Annotated in this window: 21 protein-coding genes; 11 read left to right on the forward strand and 10 right to left on the reverse strand. The window is 71.9% G+C overall.

Features of this window, described 5'->3' with window-relative positions:
* Positions 1–352: 352 nt before the first annotated feature.
* The 3 genes from ACYUD3_RS34340 to ACYUD3_RS34350 form a co-directional block, all read right to left on the reverse strand.
* Complete coding sequence (locus ACYUD3_RS34340; RefSeq protein WP_470978916.1) at positions 353–1,402, reverse strand: expansin EXLX1 family cellulose-binding protein; 1,050 nt, start codon at positions 1,400–1,402, stop codon at positions 353–355.
* 191 nt (positions 1,403–1,593) lie between these two features.
* Positions 1,594–1,788: a hypothetical protein gene (locus ACYUD3_RS34345; RefSeq protein ID WP_470978919.1), complete on the reverse strand. Its 195-nt coding sequence runs from the start codon at positions 1,786–1,788 to the stop codon at positions 1,594–1,596.
* A gap of 8 nt (positions 1,789–1,796) precedes the next feature.
* Positions 1,797–2,648, reverse strand: coding sequence for a helix-turn-helix domain-containing protein (locus ACYUD3_RS34350; protein WP_470978922.1), 852 nt, complete (start codon positions 2,646–2,648; stop codon positions 1,797–1,799).
* Between the two features lie 214 nt (positions 2,649–2,862).
* Between ACYUD3_RS34350 and ACYUD3_RS34355 the strand changes: the two genes are divergently transcribed.
* Positions 2,863–3,378, forward strand: coding sequence for an ATP-binding protein (locus tag ACYUD3_RS34355; RefSeq protein WP_470978925.1), 516 nt, complete (start codon positions 2,863–2,865; stop codon positions 3,376–3,378).
* Between the two features lie 31 nt (positions 3,379–3,409).
* Here the strand turns inward: ACYUD3_RS34355 and ACYUD3_RS34360 are convergent, their stop codons facing one another.
* Entirely contained in the window at positions 3,410–4,111 is a 702-nt protein-coding gene (locus ACYUD3_RS34360; RefSeq protein ID WP_470978928.1) for an SDR family NAD(P)-dependent oxidoreductase, read from the reverse strand.
* Between the two features lie 134 nt (positions 4,112–4,245).
* Here ACYUD3_RS34360 and ACYUD3_RS34365 point away from each other — a divergent pair, with 134 nt between their 5' ends.
* Complete coding sequence (locus ACYUD3_RS34365) at positions 4,246–5,085, forward strand: helix-turn-helix transcriptional regulator (protein WP_470978931.1); 840 nt, start codon at positions 4,246–4,248, stop codon at positions 5,083–5,085.
* Here the strand turns inward: ACYUD3_RS34365 and ACYUD3_RS34370 are convergent.
* The gene (locus ACYUD3_RS34370; RefSeq protein ID WP_470978934.1) at positions 5,082–6,230 is read right to left on the reverse strand and encodes a thiolase C-terminal domain-containing protein; all 1,149 of its coding nucleotides are present in this window, start codon (positions 6,228–6,230) and stop codon (positions 5,082–5,084) included. The two genes, ACYUD3_RS34365 and ACYUD3_RS34370, sit on opposite strands and share 4 nt — an antisense overlap.
* 84 nt (positions 6,231–6,314) lie before the next feature.
* Here ACYUD3_RS34370 and ACYUD3_RS34375 point away from each other — a divergent pair, with 84 nt between their 5' ends.
* The gene (locus tag ACYUD3_RS34375) at positions 6,315–7,469 is read left to right on the forward strand and encodes an acyl-CoA dehydrogenase family protein (protein ID WP_470978937.1); all 1,155 of its coding nucleotides are present in this window, start codon (positions 6,315–6,317) and stop codon (positions 7,467–7,469) included.
* Positions 7,470–7,480: 11 nt separating this feature from the next.
* Positions 7,481–7,996, forward strand: coding sequence for a nitroreductase family deazaflavin-dependent oxidoreductase (locus ACYUD3_RS34380; protein WP_470979002.1), 516 nt, complete (start codon positions 7,481–7,483; stop codon positions 7,994–7,996).
* A 75-nt stretch (positions 7,997–8,071) separates the two neighbouring features.
* Here the strand turns inward: ACYUD3_RS34380 and ACYUD3_RS34385 are convergent, their stop codons facing one another.
* Complete coding sequence (locus ACYUD3_RS34385; protein WP_470979005.1) at positions 8,072–8,707, reverse strand: TetR family transcriptional regulator; 636 nt, start codon at positions 8,705–8,707, stop codon at positions 8,072–8,074.
* 134 nt (positions 8,708–8,841) lie between these two features.
* Between ACYUD3_RS34385 and kbpA the strand changes: the two genes are divergently transcribed.
* Entirely contained in the window at positions 8,842–9,594 is a 753-nt protein-coding gene (gene kbpA, locus ACYUD3_RS34390) for an AfsK-binding protein KbpA (RefSeq protein WP_470978940.1), read from the forward strand.
* A gap of 233 nt (positions 9,595–9,827) precedes the next feature.
* Positions 9,828–12,191, forward strand: coding sequence for a protein serine/threonine kinase AfsK (afsK, locus tag ACYUD3_RS34395; protein WP_470978943.1), 2,364 nt, complete (start codon positions 9,828–9,830; stop codon positions 12,189–12,191).
* Between the two features lie 255 nt (positions 12,192–12,446).
* Here afsK and ACYUD3_RS34400 read toward each other — a convergent pair whose 3' ends face one another.
* From ACYUD3_RS34400 to ACYUD3_RS34415, 4 genes are all read right to left on the reverse strand, one after another.
* Positions 12,447–13,421, reverse strand: a complete 975-nt coding sequence (locus ACYUD3_RS34400; RefSeq protein ID WP_470979008.1) for an alpha/beta fold hydrolase — start codon at positions 13,419–13,421, stop codon at positions 12,447–12,449.
* Positions 13,422–13,575: 154 nt separating this feature from the next.
* On the reverse strand, positions 13,576–14,346 hold the full coding sequence (locus ACYUD3_RS34405; protein WP_470978946.1) for an enoyl-CoA hydratase/isomerase family protein: 771 nt from the start codon (positions 14,344–14,346) through the stop codon (positions 13,576–13,578).
* Positions 14,343–14,753: a Zn-ribbon domain-containing OB-fold protein gene (locus ACYUD3_RS34410; RefSeq protein WP_470978949.1), complete on the reverse strand. Its 411-nt coding sequence runs from the start codon at positions 14,751–14,753 to the stop codon at positions 14,343–14,345. Before ACYUD3_RS34410 ends, ACYUD3_RS34405 begins: the two co-directional genes overlap by 4 nt.
* 54 nt (positions 14,754–14,807) lie before the next feature.
* Positions 14,808–15,959 carry a lipid-transfer protein gene (locus ACYUD3_RS34415; protein ID WP_470978952.1) on the reverse strand — a complete coding sequence of 384 codons (1,152 nt, stop codon included), beginning with the start codon at positions 15,957–15,959 and terminating at the stop codon, positions 14,808–14,810.
* Between the two features lie 85 nt (positions 15,960–16,044).
* Between ACYUD3_RS34415 and ACYUD3_RS34420 the strand changes: the two genes are divergently transcribed.
* From ACYUD3_RS34420 to ACYUD3_RS34440, 5 genes are all read left to right on the forward strand, one after another.
* The gene (locus tag ACYUD3_RS34420) at positions 16,045–17,649 is read left to right on the forward strand and encodes a FadD3 family acyl-CoA ligase (RefSeq protein WP_470978955.1); all 1,605 of its coding nucleotides are present in this window, start codon (positions 16,045–16,047) and stop codon (positions 17,647–17,649) included.
* A 185-nt stretch (positions 17,650–17,834) separates the two neighbouring features.
* Positions 17,835–20,798: an SARP-family global regulator AfsR gene (afsR, locus tag ACYUD3_RS34425; protein WP_470978959.1), complete on the forward strand. Its 2,964-nt coding sequence runs from the start codon at positions 17,835–17,837 to the stop codon at positions 20,796–20,798.
* A gap of 248 nt (positions 20,799–21,046) precedes the next feature.
* Entirely contained in the window at positions 21,047–21,235 is a 189-nt protein-coding gene (locus ACYUD3_RS34430) for a hypothetical protein (protein ID WP_470978962.1), read from the forward strand.
* Between the two features lie 126 nt (positions 21,236–21,361).
* A complete protein-coding gene (locus tag ACYUD3_RS34435; protein ID WP_470979010.1) occupies positions 21,362–22,600 on the forward strand; it encodes an amidohydrolase family protein in 1,239 nt (412 codons plus the stop codon).
* Positions 22,597–23,514, forward strand: coding sequence for an LLM class F420-dependent oxidoreductase (locus ACYUD3_RS34440; RefSeq protein ID WP_470978964.1), 918 nt, complete (start codon positions 22,597–22,599; stop codon positions 23,512–23,514). The genes ACYUD3_RS34435 and ACYUD3_RS34440 overlap by 4 nt, the downstream gene beginning before the upstream one ends.
* The last annotated feature ends 19 nt before the right edge of the window (positions 23,515–23,533 follow it).

Here is a 23,533-nt window from a genome sequence, read left to right on the forward strand (position 1 = left end):
CCAGGGAGGGTGCCCTTAGGGGAGCCGTCCCTTAGGGGAGCTGTCCCTTAGGGGAGCCGTCCCTTAAGGGGCCACCCTTGGGGGCGTGCCCCTAGGGGGCACCCCTCGCATCCGGGAGAAGTCAGCGAGCGCCTGCGAGGCGGCTGCTCGGACTGGGAGGGTCTGCGCCCATGGCCGCCTCCGTTCCGTGTGCTGGACCCACGTGCTGGATCCGTGTACTCGGGCTGTGCCGTCGTACTGGGCTGTGCCCGTCCGGCGCCGGTCGCGCGCAGACGGGTTCCGTCGCGACGAGTCTGCCACCTTATTGCGTTAATACGCAAATACCTGCCCTGGCCTGCGGGTAAGAGTCTGGTCAGCGCTGGGTGAACTGGAGGGAGGTGCGCTGGACGGTGTCCGGGCGGACCGGGAGCGCGGGGGTGATCAGCTGCTGCCCGTAGATGTCCGTGATCCTGATCGCCGCGCCGCAGCCCACGCCCTGCTCGGAGAGGAAGAAGTTGTACTCGGCCCGGTCCAGCGCCTTCCAGCCGCCGCCGCTGCGGACCTCCAGCCGGGCGACGGGGTTGCGGTGCCCGATGACCTGGATCCCGCACCAGTACTGGCTGGACCCGACCTTGTACCGCACGGAGACGGTGTCCGACAGACCCGGGCTGACCAGGCTCCACGTGATCGCGATCCGCCCCACGGACAGATCCGCGAGCTTCTCGAACGCCGCGTGACTCAGGTCGAGTTGACCGGGTGCGCAGGGGGCGGGGCATTCGTTGGTGATGCGTACGGTGATGGCGGCGGCGCCGGCCCGGACGCGGATGTACGCGCCGCAGGCCTTGGAGGTCTCGTAGTCGGCGGTGTTCATGGCGGCGGTCATGGTGTCGCCGGTCGGGCCGAAGGAGCAGGCGCCGTTGCCGTCGCCGACGTCGTAGGAGGTGGCGACGCCCTTGTAGGTGGTGCCGGGTTTGATGCGGGTGGCGAGGGGGGCGGAGCTGGTGCCGGAGCTGCCTTTGCTGCCGCCGGAGGCGGTGTTGCCGCCGGCCTGGCTGGTGCCGCTGGCCTGGCTGTTGCTCCCGCCGTTCCCGCTGCTTTGGCCGCTTTGGCTCTGGGGGGCCGGCGGGGCGGATGTGCGGGGTGCCTCGGGGCTGCCCTTAGGGGGCGAGGAGGGTGTGGCGGCGCTGGGGGAGGGGCTGTTCGGGGTGGACGGGGGTGCGGAGGGCGAGGCCGCCGGAGACCCCTGAGCCTCTACGACGGTCCCCGCACCGGCCTGCGCCGCCCCGCCCGAGTCCGGCCGGAACGCCACCACCAGCGAGACGGCGACGGCCACGGCGGCGAGGGCGGCGCCGGGTATGAGGGCCGGGTGACGGCGGGGCTGTCGTACACGCCCGGTACGGCGTCGATGGGAGCGGTGTGCCACGGGTACGTCCTTCGGTCGGGGTTCCGCCGATCTCCGACGGACGGGTCCGACACATCAGTCTCCACAGGGGCGTCAAAGGTTGCCGGGGTTGCGGAAAGTCGGCGGGGCCTTTTGGGACGCGGGGGCCTCTTGATGCTCTGGGGCGGCGGTCTGTTCGGTGCGGCTCTGTTCAGGCCGCCGCCGGAGCTGTTTCAGAGGAGGTGGTCCGCCTTACCCGCCTTGATTTCGAGGATCAGGGCGCGGAGGGATTCTTGGGTGTCCATGAGGGGGGTGTCCTCCTGGCCGGCCACTGCGATGTAGGCGTTGCCTGAGGGGTCCGTGCCCAGGCGGAAGCAGGCGGAGCCCTCTTGACAGAAGGGCTCTTCCCAGGTGATGTCGCTGTGCATGGTGATCCTTAAAGTTCTCGGGCAACAGTAAGGATGAAGTCGCGCGAGGCCGCCGGTGACAGGGCTGCGGTGTCCATCCAGCTCATGTGTGCACGGTACTTCGCGAGTTGGGCATCCGCGTCGGCGAATACGGGGCCGCTCGTGGAGTCCAGCTGCACGGTGTCGAGCTGGGGGACGGGTCCGTCGGCGTACAGCATGGTGTGCCCGGCGCCGGGGAAGTCGATGACGGTCATCGGGATGACACGGATCTCGATGCAGTCGCGTTCGGACTGCTCGATGAGGTGGGTGAGTTGGTTCCGGGTGGCTTCGATGCTGCCGAAGCGCATCCGCAGAGCGGTTTCGTGGATGTAGGCGGTGAAGGCGGCCGGACCGGGCCGGTCGAAGATCTGCTGCCTGGCCAGGCGATGGGCGACCCGCAGCTCGATCTCCAGGCGGCTGATCGGGATCAGCCCGGCGCCGAAGATGCCGCGCGCGTACTCCTCGGTCTGGAGCAGCCCCGGCGGGTGCATGAACTGGACCACGCACATGCGCGCCGCGTGCCACTCCAGCTCCGCGATGTCCAGCAGTCCGGCGGGCAGCGTTCCCCGGTACTCCTCCCACCAACCCCGTTCCTTGTGCTCCGCCATCGCGATCAGCGCGTTGACGTAACTCTCGTCCGTGCAGTCGTAGTTGCAGGCCAGCGTACGGATCGGATCGGCGGGGAACACCCGGATCCCCGACTCCATGTTGGACAGCTTGGTGCGGTCGACGCCAAGGATCCCTGCGGCGTACTCGGTGGTGATGTCGGCTGCTATCCGCATCTTGCGCAGCTCCATCCCCAGACGCCTCTGCCGCTGGGTCGGCGTTCGTCTCGTGCCCATGCTGCCCCCTTACGCGTGTGGTCGCTCCAAGTCTGCCGCCGGGAGGATAGCCCCGTCCAACTCGTTGGTGGCAATTATTGGCGAACCAGTAGACACGATGTAGCCGCTGTCCCTACATTCGGTCATGGCTCAGTTACAGAGCCGCAACCAGTCCAACCCACCCTGAATCACACCCACTCTCCCCCCATCCCCCCTGCACAGAAACGGAGTTGCCATGTACCTCGAAGACCCCGCCGACGGAGTCTGTAATTCCCCCAAGTCCGACCCCGCCGACCTCCCCTACGTCCCCGCCGACCCCGCCGCCCTCCGCTACAGCTTCACCCTCCCCGCCGGCTTCCAGTCCCCGGGCATCGCCAGGTACGCCACCCGCACGATCCTGGAGGTGCACAACCTCGCGGAGATGGCCGACGCCGCCGTCCAGGTCGTCAGTGAACTCACCGCCTGCGCCTGCCGGTTCGCCGCCGAAGGGGAGGTGTACGTGTCGCTCAGCTACCGCGAGGGGCTGCTCCGCGTCACCCTCTTCGACGATCACCCCCGGCACACCAGCACCCCGCTCAGCGAGGCCTGCGACAGCCACCGGTGCGGGGTGCTCACCGTGCTCGACGGGGTCGTGCAGAACTGCGACGGCGAGTGGGGGATCGACGGCGGCGCCGAGCTCGGCGGGACCCGGATGTGGGCCGTGCTGCCCCGCAAACAGGCCGCCGAGTATCTGACCCCCGCCGCAGCGTAAAGCCTGGCCGGGAAGTCCCGAGCGGCACCAACTACCAGGCAGCCACACCCGAGTTGTCGAAGTACCCGCCCGTCGGGCCGTCCACCCCGATCGACGCCATCCGTACGATGACCTCCGCGCCCGCCTCCACGGGCTGTGTCCCCCGGTTGTCATTGATGTCCGTCGCCGTATAGCCGGGGTCGACCACGTTGAACCGGATCCCGGGGTACGCCTTCGCGTACTGCACCGTCAGCATCACCAGCGCGGTCTTCGAGGAGTTGTAGTCCAGCACCTCCACCCCGAACTCCTGCCGCGACGGATCGGTCACGGCCGCCCGGGACCCGAGCCCGCTGCCCACGTTCACCACCACCCCGCCCGCCGCCAGCAGCGGCAGGAACGCACGGGTCACGCGTACGACGCCGAAGACGTTGACGTCGTAGACGCGCAGCATGTCGGCGGCGGTCACGTCCCCGACCCGGCCCAGCACGTGCCGGTTCACGATCCCCGCGTTGTTGACGAGGACGTCCAGCGCGCCGGCGTCCTCGCGCACGAACTCCGCCGCCGCCTCCACGGAGTCCTCGTCGGTCACGTCCAGCTGGACGAACTTGGCCTGCGGGCCCAGGAGTTCGGCCGCCTTGAGGCCGCGTCCGGTGTCCCGGGCGCCGATGTACACCGTGTGGCCGTCCGCGATGAGGCGGCGGGCCGTCTCGTAGCCCAGGCCCTTGTTCGCGCCGGTGATCAGGGTCGTCGTCATGGAGGGCTCCCTAGCAGGAGAAAAAGTCGGTCCCCCTCACCCTGCGCCTCCCGCCCCGTCACAGACAGTGCCCCCCGCTGCCTAGGGACTCGCAGTACCAGGCTGTTCCGGCGCCCCCGCCGGATACTGGACCCATGAATGACCTCGGCAAGGCCCTGCGCGGCTGGCGCGACCGGATGGCGCCGGAGGAGGCGGGGCTGCCCTCCGGCGGGGTGCGGCGGGCCGCCGGGCTGCGGCGGGAGGAGCTGGCGCTGCTCGCGGGGCTCTCCGTCGACTACGTCGTGCGGCTGGAGCAGGGGCGCTCCACGGCCCCCTCGCCGCAGGTCCTCTCCGCCCTCGCCCGCGCGCTGCGCCTCACCCGCGCCGAACGCGAGCATCTGTACGTCCTCGCGGGGCAGGCCGCCCCGGGGCACGGACAGGTCTGCACCCACATCCCGCCCAGCGTCCGCCGCATCCTCGACCAGCTCGACGGCGCCCCGCTGAGCGTCTACGACGCGGCCTGGAACATGCGGCTGTGGAACCCCCTGTTCGCCGCCCTGTACGGCGACCCCTCCAGCTGCCGGGGACGTGAACGCAACGTCGCCTGGCGGCAGTTCACCAAGGCGCCGTCCCGCTTCCGGCTCGACCCGCAGCAGAAGACCCAGTTCCAGACGGCCCTCGTCACCGACCTGCGCGCGGCCTCGGCCCGCTACGCCGACGACGCCGAACTGCACACCCTGGTGCGCGAACTGCGCGCCGCCGCACCGTGTTTCGCCCAGCTCTGGGACAGCGGGGCCGTCGCCACCCACGGCCACCACGCCAAGGCCGTCACCCATCCCGAGGTCGGCACCTTCTCCCTGGACTGCGACGTCCTCACCGTCCCCGGCAGCGACCTGCGCATCGTCGCCTACACCGCCGCCCCGGGCTCCGAGGCCGCCGACCGGCTCAAGCTCCTGTCCGTCATCGGCACCCAGCGGATCAGCGCGGCCCGCTAACGGCCCAGCACCACCGTCCCCGACGAGCAGAACCAGCCCCCGGTGCCCGACGCCACCCCCAGCCGGGGCAACTGACCGTCCCTGCCCGTCACTTGCCGCGCCCCCGCCTCCCCCCGCAGCTGCCGCACCGCCTCCACCAGGAGGAACAGCCCCCGCATCCCCGGGTGTTGAGCCGAGAGCCCGCCCCCGTCGGTGTTCACCGGCAGCCCCCCGAACCGCTCCTCGACGAACGCCCCGCCCTCCCCCTTCGCACAGAACCCCAGATCCTCCAGCGTCACCAGCGTCATATAGGTGAACGCGTCGTAGACCTGCGCGAAGTCCATCTCGCCCGGCCCAACTCCCGCCCGTGCAAAGGCGAGCCGCCCGCTCACCGCCGCCGGCGACACCGTGAAGTCCTCCCACTCCGACAGGCTCGCGTGCGAGACGTACTCCCCACTGCCCAGCACCCACACCGGAGTTGACCGGCAGTCCCGCACATACTCCTCCGCCGCCAGCAGCACCGCCGCGCCCCCGTCGGACCGGATGCAGCAGTGCAGCTTGGTGAACGGCTCCGCGATCGGCTCGCCGGCCAGGACGTCGTCCACCGTGATCGGGGTCCGGAACATCGCCTCCGGATTCAGCGCCGCGTTCGCCCGCGCCCGCACCGCCACCGACGCCAACTGCTCGGCCGTCGTGCCGAATTCGACCATGTGCCGACGCGCCGCCAGCGCGTACTTCGCGATCAGCGTCGCCCCGTACGGCACCTCGAACTGACTCGGCCCCCGGCCCCCGAACGCGAGCGTCCCGGTCCGCCGGCCCGCCCGTACGTCCGCCCGCGCGGTCGAACCGTACGCCAGCAGAACGGCGTTGGCGTGCCCGGCGGCGATCGCGTCGGCCGCGTGCGCCGCCATCACCTCCCAGGTCGAGCCGCCGACCGAGGTCGAGTCGACCCAAGTCGGGCGCAGGCCGAGGTAGTCGGCGACCTCGACCGGGGCGAGCGTGCCGAGGCCCGCCGAGGCGAAGCCGTCGATGCGCGCCCGGTCCAGACCCGCGTCCGCCAGCGCCCGGCGGGCCGCCTGGGCGTGCAGGGCGTAGGGGGTCGTGTCGTCGAGGCGCCCGCAGTCGGAGAGGGCCGCGCCCACTATCGCCACCTTGCGAGACAGCATGGATCTGACGGTACATCAGATCCCTTCTCTTCTGTATGGCCCGGGGTTTTGATATGACGGACCGTCAGATCACCTGGAGGCCCCATGGACGCCGGTCTCACCGCCGAGCAGCGCGAGATCCAGCACACCGTCCGCGAACTCCTCGCCAAGCGCTGCGGCTCCGCCGAGGTGCGCGCCGCCGTCGGCACCCCGGCCGGTCACGACCCGGCCCTCTGGTCGGCCCTCGCCGGCCAACTCGGCCTCCCCGGCCTCGCGTTGCCCGAGGAGTACGGCGGCGTCGGCTGCGGCCCCCTCGAACTCGCCCTCGCCGGAGAGGAATTGGGCCGCTCCCTGGTCCCCTCCCCGCTCCTGGCCACCGCCGTCCTCGCCGCCCCCCTGCTGACGCGGCTCGGCACCCCCGCCCAGCGCTCCGCCTTCTTGCCCCGCGTCGCCTCGGGCCAGCTCACCGCGACCCTCGCCGCCCCCCTGGCCGCCCTCGCGCTGACCTGCGGGAACGACGGTGACTGGGCCGGCGGCGGGCGGTCCGGGGGAGTGCAGGCCCGGCCGGTCGCGGACGGCGGCTGGCGGCTCTACGGGGAGGCCGGCCCCGTGCTCGACGGGCACCGCGCCGGGCTGCTCCTGGTTGCCGCCCACTGCGGAGGGTTCGCCCGGTCGCGGGTGCGGCTGTTCGCCGTACGCGGGGACGCCCCCGGAGTCGTACGCGCCCGGCTGACCTCCCTCGACCCGACCCGCTCCCTCGGGCGTGTGCAACTGCGGGACAGTCCGGGGGAGTTGCTCGGCGAGGACGTCGACGTCCTGCCCGCCCTCGCCGCCGTCGGTGATCTCGTCGCCGCCCATCTCGCCTGCGAGGCCGTCGGGGGCGCGGGGCGGGTGCTGGAGCTGACCGTGCAACACGTCAAGCAGCGCGTGCAGTTCGGGCGGGCGGTCGGGGAGTTCCAGGCCGTGCAGCACCGACTGGCCGATGTGTACGTCCAGTTGCAGGCCGCCCGGTCGGCCGCCTACTACGCCGCCTGGGCCTCGGCGCGGGGGGAGCAGGTGGGCGGGCTCGCCCTGGCCTGCGCGCTGGACGCCTTCCAACTGGCCGCCGCGGAAGGGATTCAGCTGCACGGGGGGATCGGGTTCACTTGGGAGCACGACGCGCATCTCTACTTCAAGCGGGCCACAGGGGATGCGCTGCTCTTCGGGCCCGCGCATCTGCTGCGGGCGCGGGCGGCCCGGCTACTGGAGGTTGGTACGTGAGTCACGTCACAATGCGGCTGGTCCAACGGGTCTCGTCCACCAAGGCGTTCGGCAGGCTGGCGCCTTTGTGGGTGCCGCCCCTCGACCGGGCCGTGCACCGGATGACGCGTGGGAAGGTGCTGCTCAGCGCGCTGATGCTGCCCGGGGCGATCCTGACAACCACCGGTGCCCGCAGTGGAGTTGACCGCAGGACTCCGCTCGCCTGCCTCCCCGAGAAACCGGAAGAGTCCCAGACCCCATCCGCCTGGCTCCTCGTCGGTTCCAACTTCGGCCGCACCGGACATCCCGCCTGGACCGCCAACCTCATCGCCCACCCGCACGCCGAGATCAGCTGGAAGGGCAGCGAAATCCCGGTCACCGCACGGCTGTTGGCGGGGGAGGAGCGAGCGGCGGCCTGGCAGCGGGCGATCGCGCTCTGGCCCCCGTACACGGAGTACCAGGCCCGGATCGACCGGCGGATCCGGCTGTTCCGGATCACCGCAACGGCAACGGGCGGCAGCCACCCCCCGGTGGACCGCCGCCCGTGAAGACAGGACGAGTCAGGACTGGACGCCGGCCTCGCCGATGCCGGGCTGCTTGCCGTCGGCTGGTTCGGTGCCGCCCTACTTGGTCGGCTTCTTGCCGGTGACGCCGAGGTACACCAACAGGGCCAGGTTCGGCTTGAGTTCGGCCTGCTTCACACCCCAGCTGGTGAATCCTTTCTGGTGCGAGGCGACGGCGGCGAGCATCGCGACGAGCGAGCCGGCGACCGCCGCCGGGTTCACGTCCTTGTCGACCTTGCCCTTGGACTGGAGCTCGGCGACCGCGTCCGCGAGGGAGTTGTTCACCGAATTGAGGATCTTCATCCGGAGTTTGTAGAAGCGCTTGTCGCCCTCGGCGGCCCCGAGGTCCACGACGCGCAGGATCGCCTCGTTGGACCGCCAGAACTCCAGGAATCCGTCCACGAGTTCCTGCGCCGTCTGCCAGCCGGCCTTGCCGACCCACGAGCGGCCCTCCAGGAGCTCGGTCAACCCGGCTCCCTCCGCGGCCATTTGCTCGGCGATCTCCAGGACGGCGCCTTCGACGTCCGGGAAGTACTGGTAGAAGGTCGCGGGCGAAGTACCCGCCTTCCGGGCGACATCGATGACCTTGACGTCCCGGTAGGGAGAGGAGCTGAGCATCTCGCTGAGGCAGTCCAGCAGCTTCTGCCGCGTGGCCTGCCCACGCCGACCGGCTACGCGGCCGTCGACGGTACGCACTTGTCCTGTCATGCCGTCAGCTTACCGAGGGGTGATCGGAGCGCGATTCGGCCGATCCAAATGGGGTGCACCCCGGGCTGTGAGGATGGTCTCCCTGGTCTGCGCGGTGCGGGCCGCGCGGTTACTTTGTGCACATGGCCGAAAACAGGGCATCGGTGTACGGAGAGGGCGTCCCCTGCTGGGTCGACGCCCAGCTCCCCGACGTGGACGCCGGCAGGCGGTTCTACGGGGAGCTTTTCGGGTGGACCTTCGAGGACCCCGACCGCCCTGACGACCCCGGAATTCCCGGCTCCGGCGCCGCACTGTGGGCGTACAAGGGCGGCGCCCCCGTCGCCGCCCTCGCGCACAAGACCGACGGCCGTATGCCCACCGTGTGGACCGTCTACTTCGCCACCCCCGACCTGCGCCGCACCGCCGGGCGGATCGTCTCCGTCGGCGGCCAGGTCCTCATGGCGCCTTTCCCCGTCGCCCGGCACGGCACCGCCGCCCTGGTCACCGACCCCGAGGGCGCCGTCTTCGGGCTCTGGCAGGCCGGCCGCCACCCCGGCTTCGGCGCCCGCCACACCCCGGGCACCTTCGCCTGGGCCGAGCTGTACGCCCGCGACACCGACGCCGTGAACGACTTCTACGGCGGCCTCTTCCACGACGCCCTCTTCGGCCCCGGCGCCCGCCCCGACTTCGGCCGCGCCCCCGTCACCGACGTCTTCCCCGCCGAGATGCCCCCGCACTTCCTCGTCCACTTCGGCGTCGAGGACTGCGCCGCCGCCCTCGGCACCGTCGTCCGGCTCGGCGGGCGGGTGCAGGCGGGGCCGTTCTCCACCTCCTACGGCGTCGTCGCCGTCGTATCGGACAATCAGGGCGCCTCCTTCGCGCTGCTGCAACGCTGAGGCGTGCCGATTCCGGCACCGCCGGACGGCTTCTGACGTGCCGGTTCGATGACCGGTCGGCCGCTATGTCCTGATAGATAAAGTGACACCCCATATATCACCGGGTTCGCAACCAGCCGCCCGGCCAGGAAGAATCGGGGTGCGTGCCGCCATGGCGGTGCGGTGGTGAGACGCTGCACGGGGCCGCGAGACAACGTGGCTTGACGCGGCCCGTACGGGGAGGTGGCAGGCAAATGGTGGATCAGCTGACGCAGCACGATCCGCGCCGGATCGGGCCGTTCGAGGTGCTGGGACGGCTGGGGGCCGGCGGCATGGGGCTGGTCTATCTGGCGCGCTCGGCGTCGGGGCGGCGGGTCGCCATCAAGACGGTGCGCACCGAGCTGGCCGAGGACCAGCTCTTCCGCGTCCGCTTCACCCGCGAGGTCGAGGCGGCCCGCGCGGTCAGCGGCTTCTACACGGCGGCCGTCGTCGACGCCGACCCGCGCGCGGCCGTGCCGTGGCTGGCCACCGCGTACGTGCCCGCGCCCTCCCTCGAAGAGATAGTGAACGACTGCGGGCCGCTGCCGGCCCAGGCCGTGCGCTGGCTCGCCGCCGGGGTCGCCGAGGCGCTCCAGTCCATCCACAGCGCCGGGCTCGTGCACCGCGACCTGAAACCCTCCAACGTCCTCGTCGTCGAGGACGGCCCCCGGGTGATCGACTTCGGTATCGCCTCCGGCGTCTCCAACACCCGCCTGACCATGACGAACGTCGCCGTCGGCACCCCCGCCTACATGTCGCCCGAGCAGGCCAAGGACTCCCGCAGCGTCACCGGCGCCAGCGACGTCTTCTCGCTCGGCTCGATGCTCGTCTTCGCGGCCACCGGCCATCCGCCGTTCCACGGCGCGAACCCGGTCGAGACCGTCTTCATGCTGCTGCGCGAGGGCCCCGACCTGGAGGGCCTGCCCGAGGAGCTGCGCCCGCTCATCGAGTCCTGCATGCAGATGGAGGCCACCGCCCGCCCCGGCCCGGCCGACCTCCAGGCCCAGCTCGCCCCCCACCTGTTCGGCTCCGGCACCGACGACAGCGGCACCGCGTCCGCGTGGCTCCCCGAGAAGGCCGTCGCCCTCATAGAGGGCCGCCGGGGCGGCCGTACGGCGCTGCCGCCCGCGCCGGCCGGGGGGCGCGGCGGGGGCGGGGTCCAGCTGCGGCCGGCCGTTCCGCCGCCGCCCTCGCACGACCCCGTCGTCCCCGCGCCGCTGCCCGTCCCGATCGGCGCCCCCGACGCCGGTCCGGTGCGGCTGGCCGGGGCCGCCGTACCCATCGGGCCCGGCCCGCGCATCGCCGACATCCGGGCGACCGCCGCCGTCCGCGCCCCCGCGCCCGAACCGGGGCTCGTCGCCTCCTGGACGCGGGTGCGGGCGGGAGACTTCGCGCTGCCGGTGCCCGCGCCCGCCCCGCAGCCGCAGCCCGGCCCGGTGGAGACGCCGCCCGGGTGGCGCCCCTGGCGGTTCCGGATGTCGAACGACGTCTGGGGGACCCCGGCGGTCGACGGCGACCTCGTCTACGTCACGTCCTTCGAGGTGCACGCGCTCGACGTCGCGACCGGCCGGCGCCGTTTCAAGACGCGGGACGTCGCCTGGTCGATGGCGGTCTCCGACGGCCGCGTGCACGCCTCCGACGGCCCCACCCTCTTCGCCCTCGACGCCCGCGAGGGCACCGACCTGTGGCGGCTGCCCACCGACGCGTGGGTGTACGCGCTGCGCGCCGGCCGCGGCACCGTCGTCACCGGCACGCGCGGCGGCGGCGCCCAGGGCTGGGAGGCGTCCAACGGCCAGAAGCTCTGGGAGATCACCGGCTGCCAGACCGACTTCGAGGCCCCCGAGGCCGGTCCCGTCCTGCACGAGGGCACCGTCTACGTCTGGCAGGACGCCCGCCTGCGCGCCCTTGAGGCCCGTACGGGTGAGGAACGCTGGTCGTATCCCGTAGGGGACGCGGCCTCCTGCGGCGGGGTTCCCGTACGGGTCACCCCCGCCCAGGACGGCAACGTGTACGTCTCCGCCGGGACCCGCGTCCTCGCCGTCGACATCGCGAGCGGCATGGTCCGCTGGCACTTCGAGGCCCCGGCGGCCTTCCTGTCCCCGCCGGCCTTCGTACCGGGTCCGGCGGTCGCGGGCGGGGGCGTGTACCTGGCCGACTACTTGGGCACGGTCTACGCCCTCGACGCCACCGACGGCCGCGACCGCTGGCGCATCGCGACCGAGGCACGGGGGTCGGTGGAGCCGGTGCTGGTGGCGGGTGGGCATGTGCACGTGGGGAGCGGGAAGGGCCTGTACACCCTGGACGCGGTGACCGGGACGCCGAAGTGGCGGTTCCAGGCGGGCGGGGACATCGTGGGGTCGCCGGCGGTGGCGGAGGGGCGGATCCATTTCGGGTCGACGGATTCGCTGTTGTACACGTTGAAGGCGGATGACGGGCGGTTGCGGTGGAAGCTGGCGACGGGGGGCGAGATCACGGGGTCGCCGGTGGTGAGGGATGGGGTGGTGTATGCGTGCAGTAAGGATCGGTGTGTGTATGCGTTGGATGCGGAGAAGGGGACGGGGACGGCTAGGGCGGTGTGAGGGGGGAGCTGGGAGCGGGGGTGCCCTTAAGGGCTGGGGTCCCCTAGGGGGAGGGTGCCCTTAGGGGGCGGGCGCTCTTGAGAGGGCCCTTGGGGGCGAGGTCCTTAAGGGATGCGGGGCTGCATGGATAGGCGGCGCAGCCGCCTTCTAAGGGGCGCGGGGCTGTGTCTGATTTGCGGCTACCGCCGCGTGGGCGCGACCAGCCACAATGGCGCCGCACCCGCCCGACAACAGCTCCCGCCACCCCCTGAGGCGCTACCCCTGCTCCGCCCGCAGCTCAGTCAAGAAGCTCACCAACAACTCGCTCACCTCGCCGGGCCGCTCCTGCTGGGTCCAATGCCCACACCCCGGCAACACAACCGGAGGCCGCCGCAACCCAGGCACCAACTCCGGCAACTTGGCGATGAGTTCAGGCGTCCCCGGGAAATACGCAACAGGATCCCGATCCCCATAGACGAACAGCGACGGCGGAGTGATGCCCGCCCCCTGCCACGCCGCGGACAACTCCCAGTTCCGATCAAGGTTCCGATACCAGTTCAGCGCCCCGGTGAACCCATCGGCGTACCCCGCAGCCAACTCGTCCAGATCCGCCTCACTGAACCAGTCCGGGAGTTGAGCCGGCTCAGGCAGCTGATCGATCCAGGGCGTACCGGGCTCGATGAGGGCCTGGTGAATACCCGGCTCACCCGGCGCCTCCCCAGACATCGCATACACGAACCGCCGCAGCGCCGTACGCGGATCCTTCCCGAACTCCTCGTCGGCGACGCCCACTTGATTGAAGTACGTCCAGTAGAACCGCCCCCCGTAAGCGGCGTCCACGACGGGCAGCGGAGCCCGGTTCCCGCGCGGCGCAGGGGCGACGCTGAGCCCGGCGACCCCACGCACGACGTCCGGCCGGATCAGCGCGGTGTGCCACGCGACCGGCGCCCCCCAGTCGTGCCCGACGACGAACGCCCGCTCCTCACCGAGCGCGTGGATGAGCCCGACGACGTCCCCGGCGAGGTGCATCAACGTGTACGACTCGACGTCGGCCGGCTTGTCGCTGCCGCCGTACCCGCGCTGGTCCGGCGCCGCGACCCGGAAGCCGGCGGCGACGAGCGGGGCGAACTGGTGCCGCCAGGAGTGCCACGACTCCGGGAAGCCGTGCAGAAGAACGACCAGGGGACCTTGGCCGGCCTCAGCGACGTGCAGGCGGATTCCGTTCACTTCTACTGTGCGGTGTTGGATCATGTGCATGAGCATAGGCTGGCGCCGGGGCGTGTCAGCGGTCGGCTGCGGCGCCGTTGTGGCTGGTCGCGCCCACGCGGCGGTAGCCGCAAATCAGACACAGCCCCGCGCCCCTAAGTAGGCGGCTGCCCCGCCTATTCAGCCCCGACCCCCTCCCTCACCGCACCCGAAACCCCCTCCCCCTCCCCCCGAACAACCTCCCCTGCTCCTCCCCCGGCAAATTCCCCAGCGCAATCAGATGCGGCGCCTGCGCGTACCCGGAGGCAAGTGCCGCCTCCCGCCCGGCCCACAGCGCCCGCACCGTCCCCTGTACCCCCGCCGGCGGATACCCGGCGATCACCCGCGCCCGCTCGACGGCCGCCCCCGCCGCACCTCCCGGCGCCGTCACCTCCGACACCAGCCCCACCTCGTACGCCCGCCGCGCGGACATCCGCTCGGCGGTGCCCATCAGCATCAGGCGGGCGGCCTCCCCGTAGGGGACGCGGCCGGCGAGCAGGACGGACTCGTACGCGCTGACCATCCCGTAGGGGGTGTGCGCGTCGAAGAACTCGGCCCCCTCCCCGGCGATGACGAAGTCGCTCTCCCCGAGGAGATAGAAGGCACCCCCGCAGGCCATCCCCTCCACCGCCGAAATGACCGGCTTCCACAGGTCGTTGGACTTCGGGCCGATCCGCAGCAGCGGATCGTCCTGCATATAGGGCGAGTTGGGCTGCCGCACGACGGTGTCCCGGTCGAGCCCGGTGCAGAAGGCCCGCCCGCCCTCGCCGGTGAGGACGACGGCCCGTACGCCGTCGTCGAACCGCAACTGCCCCCAGACCTCGGCCAGTCGGGCGGCGGTCGGCACGTCGATGGCGTTGAGCCGCTCGGGCCGGTCGAGGGTGACGACGGCGACCCCGGTGTCCTTGTCGACGTCGAGCCGCGGACTCACGCGAGCACCCACTGAGGCAGCCCGCCCGCGGCGAAGACGACCCGGACCCGGGCGCCGATCCGAATCCGTTCCGGGGCAACGGAGTTGAGCGGCGCGCCCGCCTGGCTGACCACGTTCCCGACGAGCCGGATGCGCGGGGCGTCGTCCAACTCGACGAGGACCACGTTGTAGGGGGCCTGCGCCGCGTAGTCGGGCAGCAGCGGGGGGTGCGGGACGACGTACGACCAGACGCGGCCCCGGCCGGAGACGGGACGCCAATCGGACTCGAACGAACGGCAGTTGGGGCAGCACGGGCGGGGCGGGAAGCGGAGCTCTCCGCAGCCGGCGCAGGACTGGACGCGGAGTTCGCCCTGAGCGGCGTAGGCCCAGAAGGGGGCGCCGTCGGGGTCGGTGAGCGGTTGCAGCATGTGCCGGTCTCCTTAGAACGGGCCTCCTGAGGCGACCCCGGGTTCCTGAGGGGCCTACTTGGTCCTGAGCAGCAGCGCCGACGTCGGGACCCCCTCGCCCGCTGTGACGAGACAGGTCGCCGCCCCCGGGACCTGCGCGGTGCTGGTGCCCCGCAGCTGCCGTACGCCCTCGTTGATGAGGTTGAAGCCGTGCACGTAGGCCTCCGAGAGGCCGCCGCCCGCGGTGTTGAGGGGGAGCCGGCCGCCGGTCTCCAGGGCGCCGCCCTCGGTGAACGGGCCGCCCTCGCCGCGCCCGCAGAAGCCGTAGCCCTCCAGGGAGAGCGGGACGAGGGGGGTGAACGCGTCGTAGATCTGGGCTACTTGGACGTCCGCCGGGGTGAAGTCGGCGTGTTTCCACAGGTGTCGGGCCGCCGCCCAGGAGGGGCCGGTGAGCGGGTCGTCGGTCCAGTAGTTGACCATCCCGTGGTGCTGGGCGGGCAGGCCCTGCGCGGCGGAGTGGACGTACACCGGGCGGCGGCGGCAGTCCCGGGCGCGCTCGGCGGAGACCACCACGCACGCCAACGCCCCGTCCGTCTCAAGGCAGTTGTCGAAGAGGCAGAGGGGTTCGCTGATCCAGCGGGACGTCATGTACAGCTCGCGGGTCAGCGGGCGGTCGTACATGATCGCGGCCGGGTTCTGGTTGGCGCGGTTGCGGCAGGCGAGGGCGACGTTGAAGAGGTGGTCGCGGGTCGTGCCGTACTCGTGCATGTGGCGGCGGGCCAGCAGCGCGATCTCGTCGGCGGGGCGCAGCAGGCCGAAGGGGCGGGTCCACTGGGCGGGGGTGGGGAGCTGGACGGTCGTGTTCGTCCAGGGGCGGGGGCCGCTGCCGCGTTTGCGGGAGCGCCAGGCGACTCCCACGCTGGCCTGGCCGGCGGCGATCGCGGTCGCGAGGTGGGCGACCGTCGCGCAGGAACCGCCGCCGCCGTAAGGGGACTTGGCGAAGAAGGTGAGGTCCCCGAAGCCGACCGCCTTCGCCAGCTCGACCTCGTCGGTCTCCTCCATCGTGTAGGAGGCCAGCGCGTCGACCTCCCCGGGCTCGATCCCGGCGTCGTCCAGCGCGGCCAGCACCGCCCGGCAGGCCAACGCTCTCTCGCTCTGGGGGAGTTGCCTGGCGAACGGCGTCTGCCCGATCCCCACGATCGCGGTGGCGTCCTTGAACCCGGCCATGTTCCCCTCCCGATCAGCCCGGCTGACAGCCCGTCAGGTTACAGCTAATCTGACGGTCCGTCAGCTGTGGTGCAGGGAGGCCGGCATGGTGGAGTGGCAGAGCGTTCCCGCCCTGGTCCGTACGGCGGCCGAGCGGTACGGCCCCGCCGAGGCCGTCGTGGACGGCAGACACCGGGTCACCTACGCCGGGCTGGGCGCGCGCGTCGAGCGGGCGGCGGCGGCCTGTCTCGCGGCCGGGCTGCGCACCGGCGACCGGGTGGCGATCTGGGCGCCCAACTCCCTGGACTGGATCGTCGCTTCGCTCGGCGCGGTGTCGGCGGGCGGGGTGCTGGTGCCGTTGAACACGCGGTTCAAGGGGGCGGAGGCGGTGGAGGTGCTCCAACGGGCGGGCGCGCGGCTGCTGTTCGTGACGGGGGCGTTCCTGGGGACGTCGTACGTGGCGGCGCTGCGGCGGGCGGCGGGCCGACTCGCGGCGGCCGGCGGGGAGTCGCCCCCCGGTCCGTTCCCCTCCCTTCCCGTCCTGGAACACGTCGTCGTCCTCGCCGAGGACGCCCCGCCCGACTTCCGCACCTGGAAGGACTTCCTCGCCGCCGGTGGAGCCGTGAGCGGCGCCGAAGTCCGCGTGAGGGAAAGTCAGTTGACCCCGGACACCCCCTCCGACATCGTCTTCACCTCCGGCACCACCGGCCGCCCCAAAGGAGCCGTCATCACCCACGGCCAGACCCTGCGCGGCTACGACCTCTGGAGCGAACTGGCCGGACTGCGCGCGGGGGACCGCTACCTCATCGTCAACCCCTTCTTCCACACATTCGGTTACAAGGCGGGCGTCATCGCGTGCCTCACGCGCGGCGCGACGATGGTCCCGCAGCCGGTGTTCGACGTGGAGACGGCGCTGGCGAACATCGCGACGGAGCGGATCACCGTCCTGCCCGGACCGCCCGCCCTCCACCAGGCCCTCCTCGACCACCCGGCGCGGGCCGCGCACGACCTGTCGACGCTGCGGCTCGTGGTGACCGGCGCGGCCGTCGTACCGCTGCGCCTGGTCGAACGGCTGCGCGCGGAGCTGGCGGTGGCGAACGTCCTGACCGCGTACGGGCTTTCGGAGGCGAGCGGGATCGTCACGATGTGCCGCCGGGACGATCCGGCGCGGGTCGTCGCGGCGACCTCGGGGCGGGCGATCCCCGGGGTGGAGGTGCGGATCGCCGGACCGGAGGGGACAACTCTCCCTCCAGGGACGGCCGGTGAGGTCCACGTACGCGGATTCAACGTGATGCGCGGCTACTTCGAGGACGAGGAGGCGACCCGGCAGGCGGTCACGGCGGACGGCTGGCTGAGAACGGGCGATGTGGGGGTCCTGGACGCGGCCGGGAATCTGCGTATCACGGACCGGCTGAAGGACATGTTCATCGTCGGCGGCTTCAACGCCTACCCGGCCGAGATCGAGCAACTCCTGGGCGGACATCCGGACGTAAGCGATGTAGCGGTCATCGGAATACCGGACGCCCGGCTTGGGGAGGTGGGAAAAGCGTACGTCGTGCGGCGGCCCGGATCGGTGACCACCGGTGACGATCTGATCGCCTGGGCACGGCGGGAGATGGCCAATTACAAGGTGCCGAGGGCGGTGGCGTTTGTCACCGAATTGCCCAGGAACGCCAGTGGGAAGGTGGTGAAGGGAGAGTTGGGCCCGTGAAGCCGCGGGGTGGTCCGGGAACCGTGCGCGCGGCCGCTCTCGTCCTCCCCATCCCGGTGCGGAGAGTATGTGAGAGACACGTGGACCCCTGTGTGCCGCCGTGTGATCGCAGTTTCCTGTAGCTGACGCATCAGGCATGGACAGGGCAAACTGGGCTGGTCAACAGAGCGCACAGGGAGACCGCGATGGACGACCGAGTACCGCGCGTGCCGGGGCAGCGACGGCGAGGGTCGTCGCCGGAGCCGAAACCGGCACCGCGGTTCGGCGTGCTCGGACCGGTCCGCGCCTGGCGGGAGGACGAGCCGCTGCCCGCCGGATCCCCGCAGCAACGCGCCTTGCTGGCCGCCCTGTTGCTGCGCGAGGGGCGGACCGCGACCGCCGGGGAGTTGATCGACGCGCTGTGGGGCGAGGAGCCGCCCTCGCAGGCGCTGGCCGCGCTGCGGACGTACGCCTCGCGGCTGCGCAAGGCGCTCGGGCCCGACGTCCTCGTCAGCGAGTCCGGCGGCTACGCCGTGCGCGTGACCGAAGGCGCCCTCGACCTCGCCGTCGCGCGCACGCTCGCCGAGGAGGCACAGGAGTGCCGGACGGCCGGAAACCTGCGCAAGGGACGGGAGTTGCTGGATCGCGCACTCGCCCAGTGGGAGGGCGAGGCGCTCGCCGGACTGCCGGGGCCCTACGCGCAGGCGCAGCGGGTGCGGCTCGAGGAGTGGCGGCTGACGCTGCTGGAGAGCCGCCTCGAACTCGACCTGGAACAGCGCCGGCACGCCGAGGCCGTCTCCGAACTCACCGCGCTCACCGCCGCGTTCCCGCTGCGCGAACGGCTGCGGGAACTGCTCATGCTCGCGCTCTACCGCAGCGGCCGGCAGGCCGAGGCGCTCGCCGTGTACGCCGACACCCGGCGGCTGCTCGCCGAGGAGCTGGGCGTCGACCCGCGCGCGGGCCTCCAGGAACTCCAGGAGCGCATCCTGCGCGCCGATCCCGACCTCGCCGAACCCGAGGCACCGGCCGCCGAACCCGCCGTCGTACAAGTACGCCCCGCCCAACTCCCGGCCACCGTCACCGATTTCACCGGAAGGGCGGCATTCGTACGGGAGTTGACCGAAGTGCTCGCCGAGTCCTCCGGCACCGAGAGCCGGGTCATGGCGCTGTCGGCCGTCGCCGGGATCGGCGGCGTCGGCAAGACGACGCTGGCCGTGCACGCCGCCCACCAGTCCCGGTCCTCCTTCCCCGACGGGCAGTTGTACGTCGACCTCCAGGGCACCAGCGCCCAGGCCGCCGAACCCGAGACGGTCCTCGGAGCCTTCCTGCGCGCCCTGGGCACCGCCGCCTCCGCCATCCCCGAGTCGCTCCAGGAACGCGCCGCGCTCTACCGCTCGGTCCTCGACGGGCGGCGCGTCCTCGTCCTGCTCGACAACGCCCGCGACGCCGCCCAGATCCGGCCCCTGCTGCCCGGCACCCCGGGCTGCGCCGCCCTCGTCACCTCCCGCGTCCGGATGGGCGACCTCGCCGGCGCGCACCTCGTCGACCTCGACGTGATGTCCCCCGAGGAGGCGCTCACGCTGTTCTCCCGCATCGTCGGCGAGGACCGCGTCGCAGGCGAGCGCGACGCCGCCCTCGACGTCGTCGGCGCCTGCGGCTTCCTGCCGCTCGCGATCCGCATCGCCGCCTCCCGGCTCGCCGCCCGCCGCACCTGGACCGTCTCCGTCCTCGCCGCCAAACTCGCCGACGAGCGGCGGCGGCTGGACGAACTCCAGGTCGGCGACCTCGCCGTGGAGGCCACCTTCGAACTCGGCTACGGCCAGCTGGAGCCCGCCCAGGCCCGCGCCTTCCGCCTCCTCGGCCTCGCCGACGGCCCCGACCTCGCCCTGCCCGCGGCGGCCGCCCTGCTCGGCCTCACCCCGGACGACACCGAGGAGTTGCTGGAGTCCCTGGTCGACACCTCGTTCCTGGAGTCGGCGGCGCCCGGCCGCTACCGCTTCCACGACCTCGTCCGGCTCTACGCGCGCGCATGTGCGGAACGTGACGAACTCCCCTCCAGCGGACGGGAGTCGGCGCTCTCCCGGCTGCTGGACTTCTACCTCGCCACCGCCGCCCGCGTGTACGCGATCGAACGCCCCGGCGACCGGCTCGTGGACCACCTGGAGCAGACCGCCTACCCGGGGCTGGAGTTCACCGACCAGCACGAGGCGGAGAACTGGCTGTACGCCGAGGCCGGCGGACTGCTGTCCTGTGTACGGCAGTCGCTCGTGGACGGCAGGCTGCGCCGCGCCGTCGATCTCCTGTGGGTGGCGAAGGACTTGGTGGAGTCCGGCGCCAACTACCGTGACTACGAGGTGACCGCCGAGGAAGCCCTCGAACGGGCCCGCGCGGCCGGTGACGGGCACACCGTCGCCCGCGCCCTCGTCACCCTCACCGAAGTCCACATGTTCGGCGGGCGGTTCGACCAGGCCGACGCCGTGGCCGCCGAGGCGTACACGCTCGCCGAGGGCGCCGCCGACCCCGTGGCGCGCTGCTGGGCGCCCAACACCCGTGGAATCATCGCCGGTTACCAGGGCCGGCACGCGGACGGCGAACGCTATTTCACGCTCGCCATCGAGCACTTCCGCGACAACGAGGACCGCGTCGGCGAGGCCAGCGCCCTGTGCAACCTCTCCCGCGTCCACCTCGCCACCGACCGGGTGGAAAGCGCTGTCACGCTGGCCCGCGAGGGCATTGGCATCTACGACGCCACCGGCAACGCGCTGCGCGGCGCCAACGGCCGCTACGCGCTGGGCCTCGCGCTCACCCAGAGCGGCCGGCTCGACGGCGCCACGCGCATCCTGCGCGCCGCCCTCGACACCTTCCGAGACAGCCGCCAGCGCTTCTGGGAGGGCATGACACTCTTCCGCCTCGCCGAGGTCGACCTCGCCGCCCGCCGCCCCGCCCAGGCCGCCTCCAACGCCGACCTCTCCCTCACCACCCTGCGCGGCATGGGCGGCGACTGGCGCCGAGGCCTCGTCCTCACCGTCCTCGGCCGCGCCCTCAACGAGATCGGCCAGTCCGGTCGCGCACACGTCTGCTGGACCGAAGCCCTGGAGATCTACGACGAGTTGGGCTCGCCCGAGGCGGCGGAGGTACGGCGGCTGCTGGTGTCGTCGGCGGTGGCGTGAGAGGGCCGGCGACGGCTCGCGACGTGGGGGCAAGCGCTTTCGGCGAGCCCTTCGACCACGTTCATCGAACGTTTATCGCCGTCCGTCATAGTCATCACATGGTTCCGGCGCTTCGGGGGGCGAGCGGAACCGGGCGAGCCGCAGGGTGAGGTGAGCGGCCCGCACGTCCGTCCGGCAGCAGCTCGGGGGAGCCGCCGGGCGGACGTTCCTCGCCCTGCGCGGCACGCCACACACAACGGGGAGACAAGATGAGCGAGCACAGCAGCGAGCCTGGTACACAGGTCCAGTTGGCCGACGACGACCTGATCATCACCGACCAGCACATGTCGACGGAGCCGGTGAACGTGCTCGGCCTGGGGACGGCCGCCACCACCGCGGTCGCCACCGAGGCTGTCGTCACGCCCGACGACCAGCACTCCACGGACGACAACTCCTGACCCACAGACCGCAGTTCTGACGGGGGACAACGGCCGCGGCGGCGCCTTGGGGGGAGCCGCCGCGGCCGACGCATGTCTTTCCCGGGGCCCGTCCAGTTGCTGACGATCCGTCAGATCGGCGCTACCGTGGCCGACATGGAGACCCCAGACTTCCCGCTGATCATCTCCGTCGACGACCACACCGTCGAACCCGCGACGGTCTGGCAGGACCGGCTGCCGAAGAAGTACGCGGACTCCGGACCGCGCGTGGTCCGCGCGCCGCTGAAGGAAATGAGCTTCCTGGGCGGCCACTTCAGACCGGTCATGGGCGAGCCGGGCGACGAAGGACCGCTCGGCGACTGGTGGGTGTACGAGGACCTGCGCCGCCCGCTGACCCGCCTCGACACCGCCGTCGGCTTCAGCCGGGACGAGATCAGGCTGGAGGTCATCACCTACGACCAGATGCGCCCCGGCTCCTACGACGTGTCCGCGCGCCTCGCCGACATGGACGTCAACCACGTCCAGTCCGCCCTGTGCTTCCCGACGTTCCCGCGCTTTTGCGGCCAGACCTTCACCGAGGCCGCCGACCACGAGCTGGGGCTGCTGTGCGTGCGGGCGTACAACGACTGGACGGTCGAGGAGTGGTGCGGTCCCGAGGCGGACGGGCGGCTCATCCCGCTCACCCTGATCCCGTTGTGGGACGCCGAGTTGGCCGCCGCCGAGGTACGGCGCAACGCCGCGCGCGGGGTGCGGGCGGTCGCGTTCTCCGAGATCCCGCCCTTCCTCGGACTGCCGTCCGTGCACTCCGACGGCTGGGACCCCTTCCTCGCCGCCTGCGCCGAGACCGGCACCGTCATCGCCATGCACATCGGCTCCAGCAGCCGTATGCCGTCCACCTCCAAGGACGCGCCCCCGGCGGTCGGTTCGACCATCACCTTCGCCAACTGCTGCTTCTCCATGGTGGATTGGCTGATGAGCGGCAAGTTCGAGCGGTTCCCGGACCTGAAGGTGATGTACGCGGAAGGCCAAATAGGCTGGATCCCCTACATCTTGGAGCGCGCCGACGTCGTCTGGGAGGAGAACCGCGGCTGGGGCGGCGTCGCCGACAAGGTCCACCGCCCGCCGTCCGAACTCTTCGCCGGGCACGTCTACGGCTGCTTCTTCGACGACGCCTTCGGCCTGCGCAACCTCGACGCGATCGGCGTCGGCAACGTCCTGTACGAGACCGACTACCCGCACTCCGACTCGACTTGGCCGAAGTCCCGCGAGGTGGGCGAGCGCCAGATGGGCCACCTGGACGCCGGGACGGTCGAGCGCATCGTCCGGGGCAACGCCATCGACCTGCTGGGCCTCACCCCCGACGGCCGCTGGCCGGGCCCCAAGTGACCCGCCTCGCCTACGGCATCCAGCTGCCCGTGCAGTCACAGAGCCGGCTGTACGCCGAGCCCTGGGAAGAGACCGCGGGGCCAAGGGAGTTGGTGACCCTCGCGCAGGCGGCCGACCGGTCCGGGTTCGACTACGTCGCCTGCTGCGACCACGTCGCGGTGCCCCGCCGCCTCGCGCCGGCGATGGGCACGGTCTGGTACGACCCCGTCGCCACCCTCGCCCACCTCGCCGCCGTCACCTCCCGCGTCCGGCTGCTGAGCCACGTCGCCGTGGCCGCCCTGCGCCACCCCCTCGCCACGGCCAAGCAGTACGCCACCCTCGACCACCTCTCCGGCGGCCGGCTCATCCTCGGCGTCGGCGCCGGACACGTACCCGAGGAATTCGCCGCGCTGGGCGCCGACTTCGGGCGCCGGGGCGCTGTCCTGGACGAGACGATCGACGCCCTGCGGTCCGCGTTCGGGGCCGAATTCCCGGTCCACCACGGCACGTTGTACGACTTCGAGGAGCTGGGGCAGCGGCCCCGGCCGGTGCAGGCGCGGGTTCCGGTGTGGGTCGGGGGCTCCTCGCCGGCGGCCGTGCGGCGGGCGGCGCTCAAAGGGGACGGGTGGCTGCCGCAGGGGGACCCGAGGGAACGGATGCCGGAGCAGATCGGGAGGCTGCGGCAACTGCGGCCGGTGAAGGGCGACTTCACGATCGGCGCCCTCACCGAGCCGCTGTACGTGGGCACACCGGCGTGGGACGTGGGACGCCGGACCCTCACCGGGAGCCCGCAGGCGCTCGCCGAGTCGCTGACCGCCTACGCGGAGATGGGCGTCGACCAGATCCAGGTCAGGTTCCGCAGCCGGTCGGTGGACGAACTCGCCGATCAGATGAGGGAGTTCGGGACGGAAGTGGCCCCTCTCTTGAATCTTTGAACATGTCCCCGCCGGGCTG

Source organism: Streptomyces sp. AMJ-169, assembly GCF_055597585.1.

Excerpts from the sequence above, each read along its gene's own strand:
- ACYUD3_RS34345 (WP_470978919.1), bottom strand. The coding sequence starts at position 1,788 with ATGCACAGCGACATCACCTGGGAAGAGCCCTTCTGTCAAGAGGGCTCC.
- ACYUD3_RS34350 (WP_470978922.1), bottom strand. The coding sequence starts at position 2,648 with ATGGGCACGAGACGAACGCCGACCCAGCGGCAGAGGCGTCTGGGGATG.
- ACYUD3_RS34355 (WP_470978925.1), top strand. The coding sequence starts at position 2,863 with ATGTACCTCGAAGACCCCGCCGACGGAGTCTGTAATTCCCCCAAGTCC.
- ACYUD3_RS34360 (WP_470978928.1), bottom strand. The coding sequence starts at position 4,111 with ATGACGACGACCCTGATCACCGGCGCGAACAAGGGCCTGGGCTACGAG.
- ACYUD3_RS34365 (WP_470978931.1), top strand. The coding sequence starts at position 4,246 with ATGAATGACCTCGGCAAGGCCCTGCGCGGCTGGCGCGACCGGATGGCG.
- ACYUD3_RS34370 (WP_470978934.1), bottom strand. The coding sequence starts at position 6,230 with ATGCTGTCTCGCAAGGTGGCGATAGTGGGCGCGGCCCTCTCCGACTGC.
- ACYUD3_RS34375 (WP_470978937.1), top strand. The coding sequence starts at position 6,315 with ATGGACGCCGGTCTCACCGCCGAGCAGCGCGAGATCCAGCACACCGTC.
- ACYUD3_RS34380 (WP_470979002.1), top strand. The coding sequence starts at position 7,481 with ATGCGGCTGGTCCAACGGGTCTCGTCCACCAAGGCGTTCGGCAGGCTG.
- kbpA (WP_470978940.1), top strand. The coding sequence starts at position 8,842 with ATGGCCGAAAACAGGGCATCGGTGTACGGAGAGGGCGTCCCCTGCTGG.
- afsK (WP_470978943.1), top strand. The coding sequence starts at position 9,828 with ATGGTGGATCAGCTGACGCAGCACGATCCGCGCCGGATCGGGCCGTTC.
- ACYUD3_RS34400 (WP_470979008.1), bottom strand. The coding sequence starts at position 13,421 with ATGATCCAACACCGCACAGTAGAAGTGAACGGAATCCGCCTGCACGTC.
- ACYUD3_RS34410 (WP_470978949.1), bottom strand. The coding sequence starts at position 14,753 with ATGCTGCAACCGCTCACCGACCCCGACGGCGCCCCCTTCTGGGCCTAC.
- ACYUD3_RS34415 (WP_470978952.1), bottom strand. The coding sequence starts at position 15,959 with ATGGCCGGGTTCAAGGACGCCACCGCGATCGTGGGGATCGGGCAGACG.
- ACYUD3_RS34420 (WP_470978955.1), top strand. The coding sequence starts at position 16,045 with ATGGTGGAGTGGCAGAGCGTTCCCGCCCTGGTCCGTACGGCGGCCGAG.
- afsR (WP_470978959.1), top strand. The coding sequence starts at position 17,835 with ATGGACGACCGAGTACCGCGCGTGCCGGGGCAGCGACGGCGAGGGTCG.
- ACYUD3_RS34430 (WP_470978962.1), top strand. The coding sequence starts at position 21,047 with ATGAGCGAGCACAGCAGCGAGCCTGGTACACAGGTCCAGTTGGCCGAC.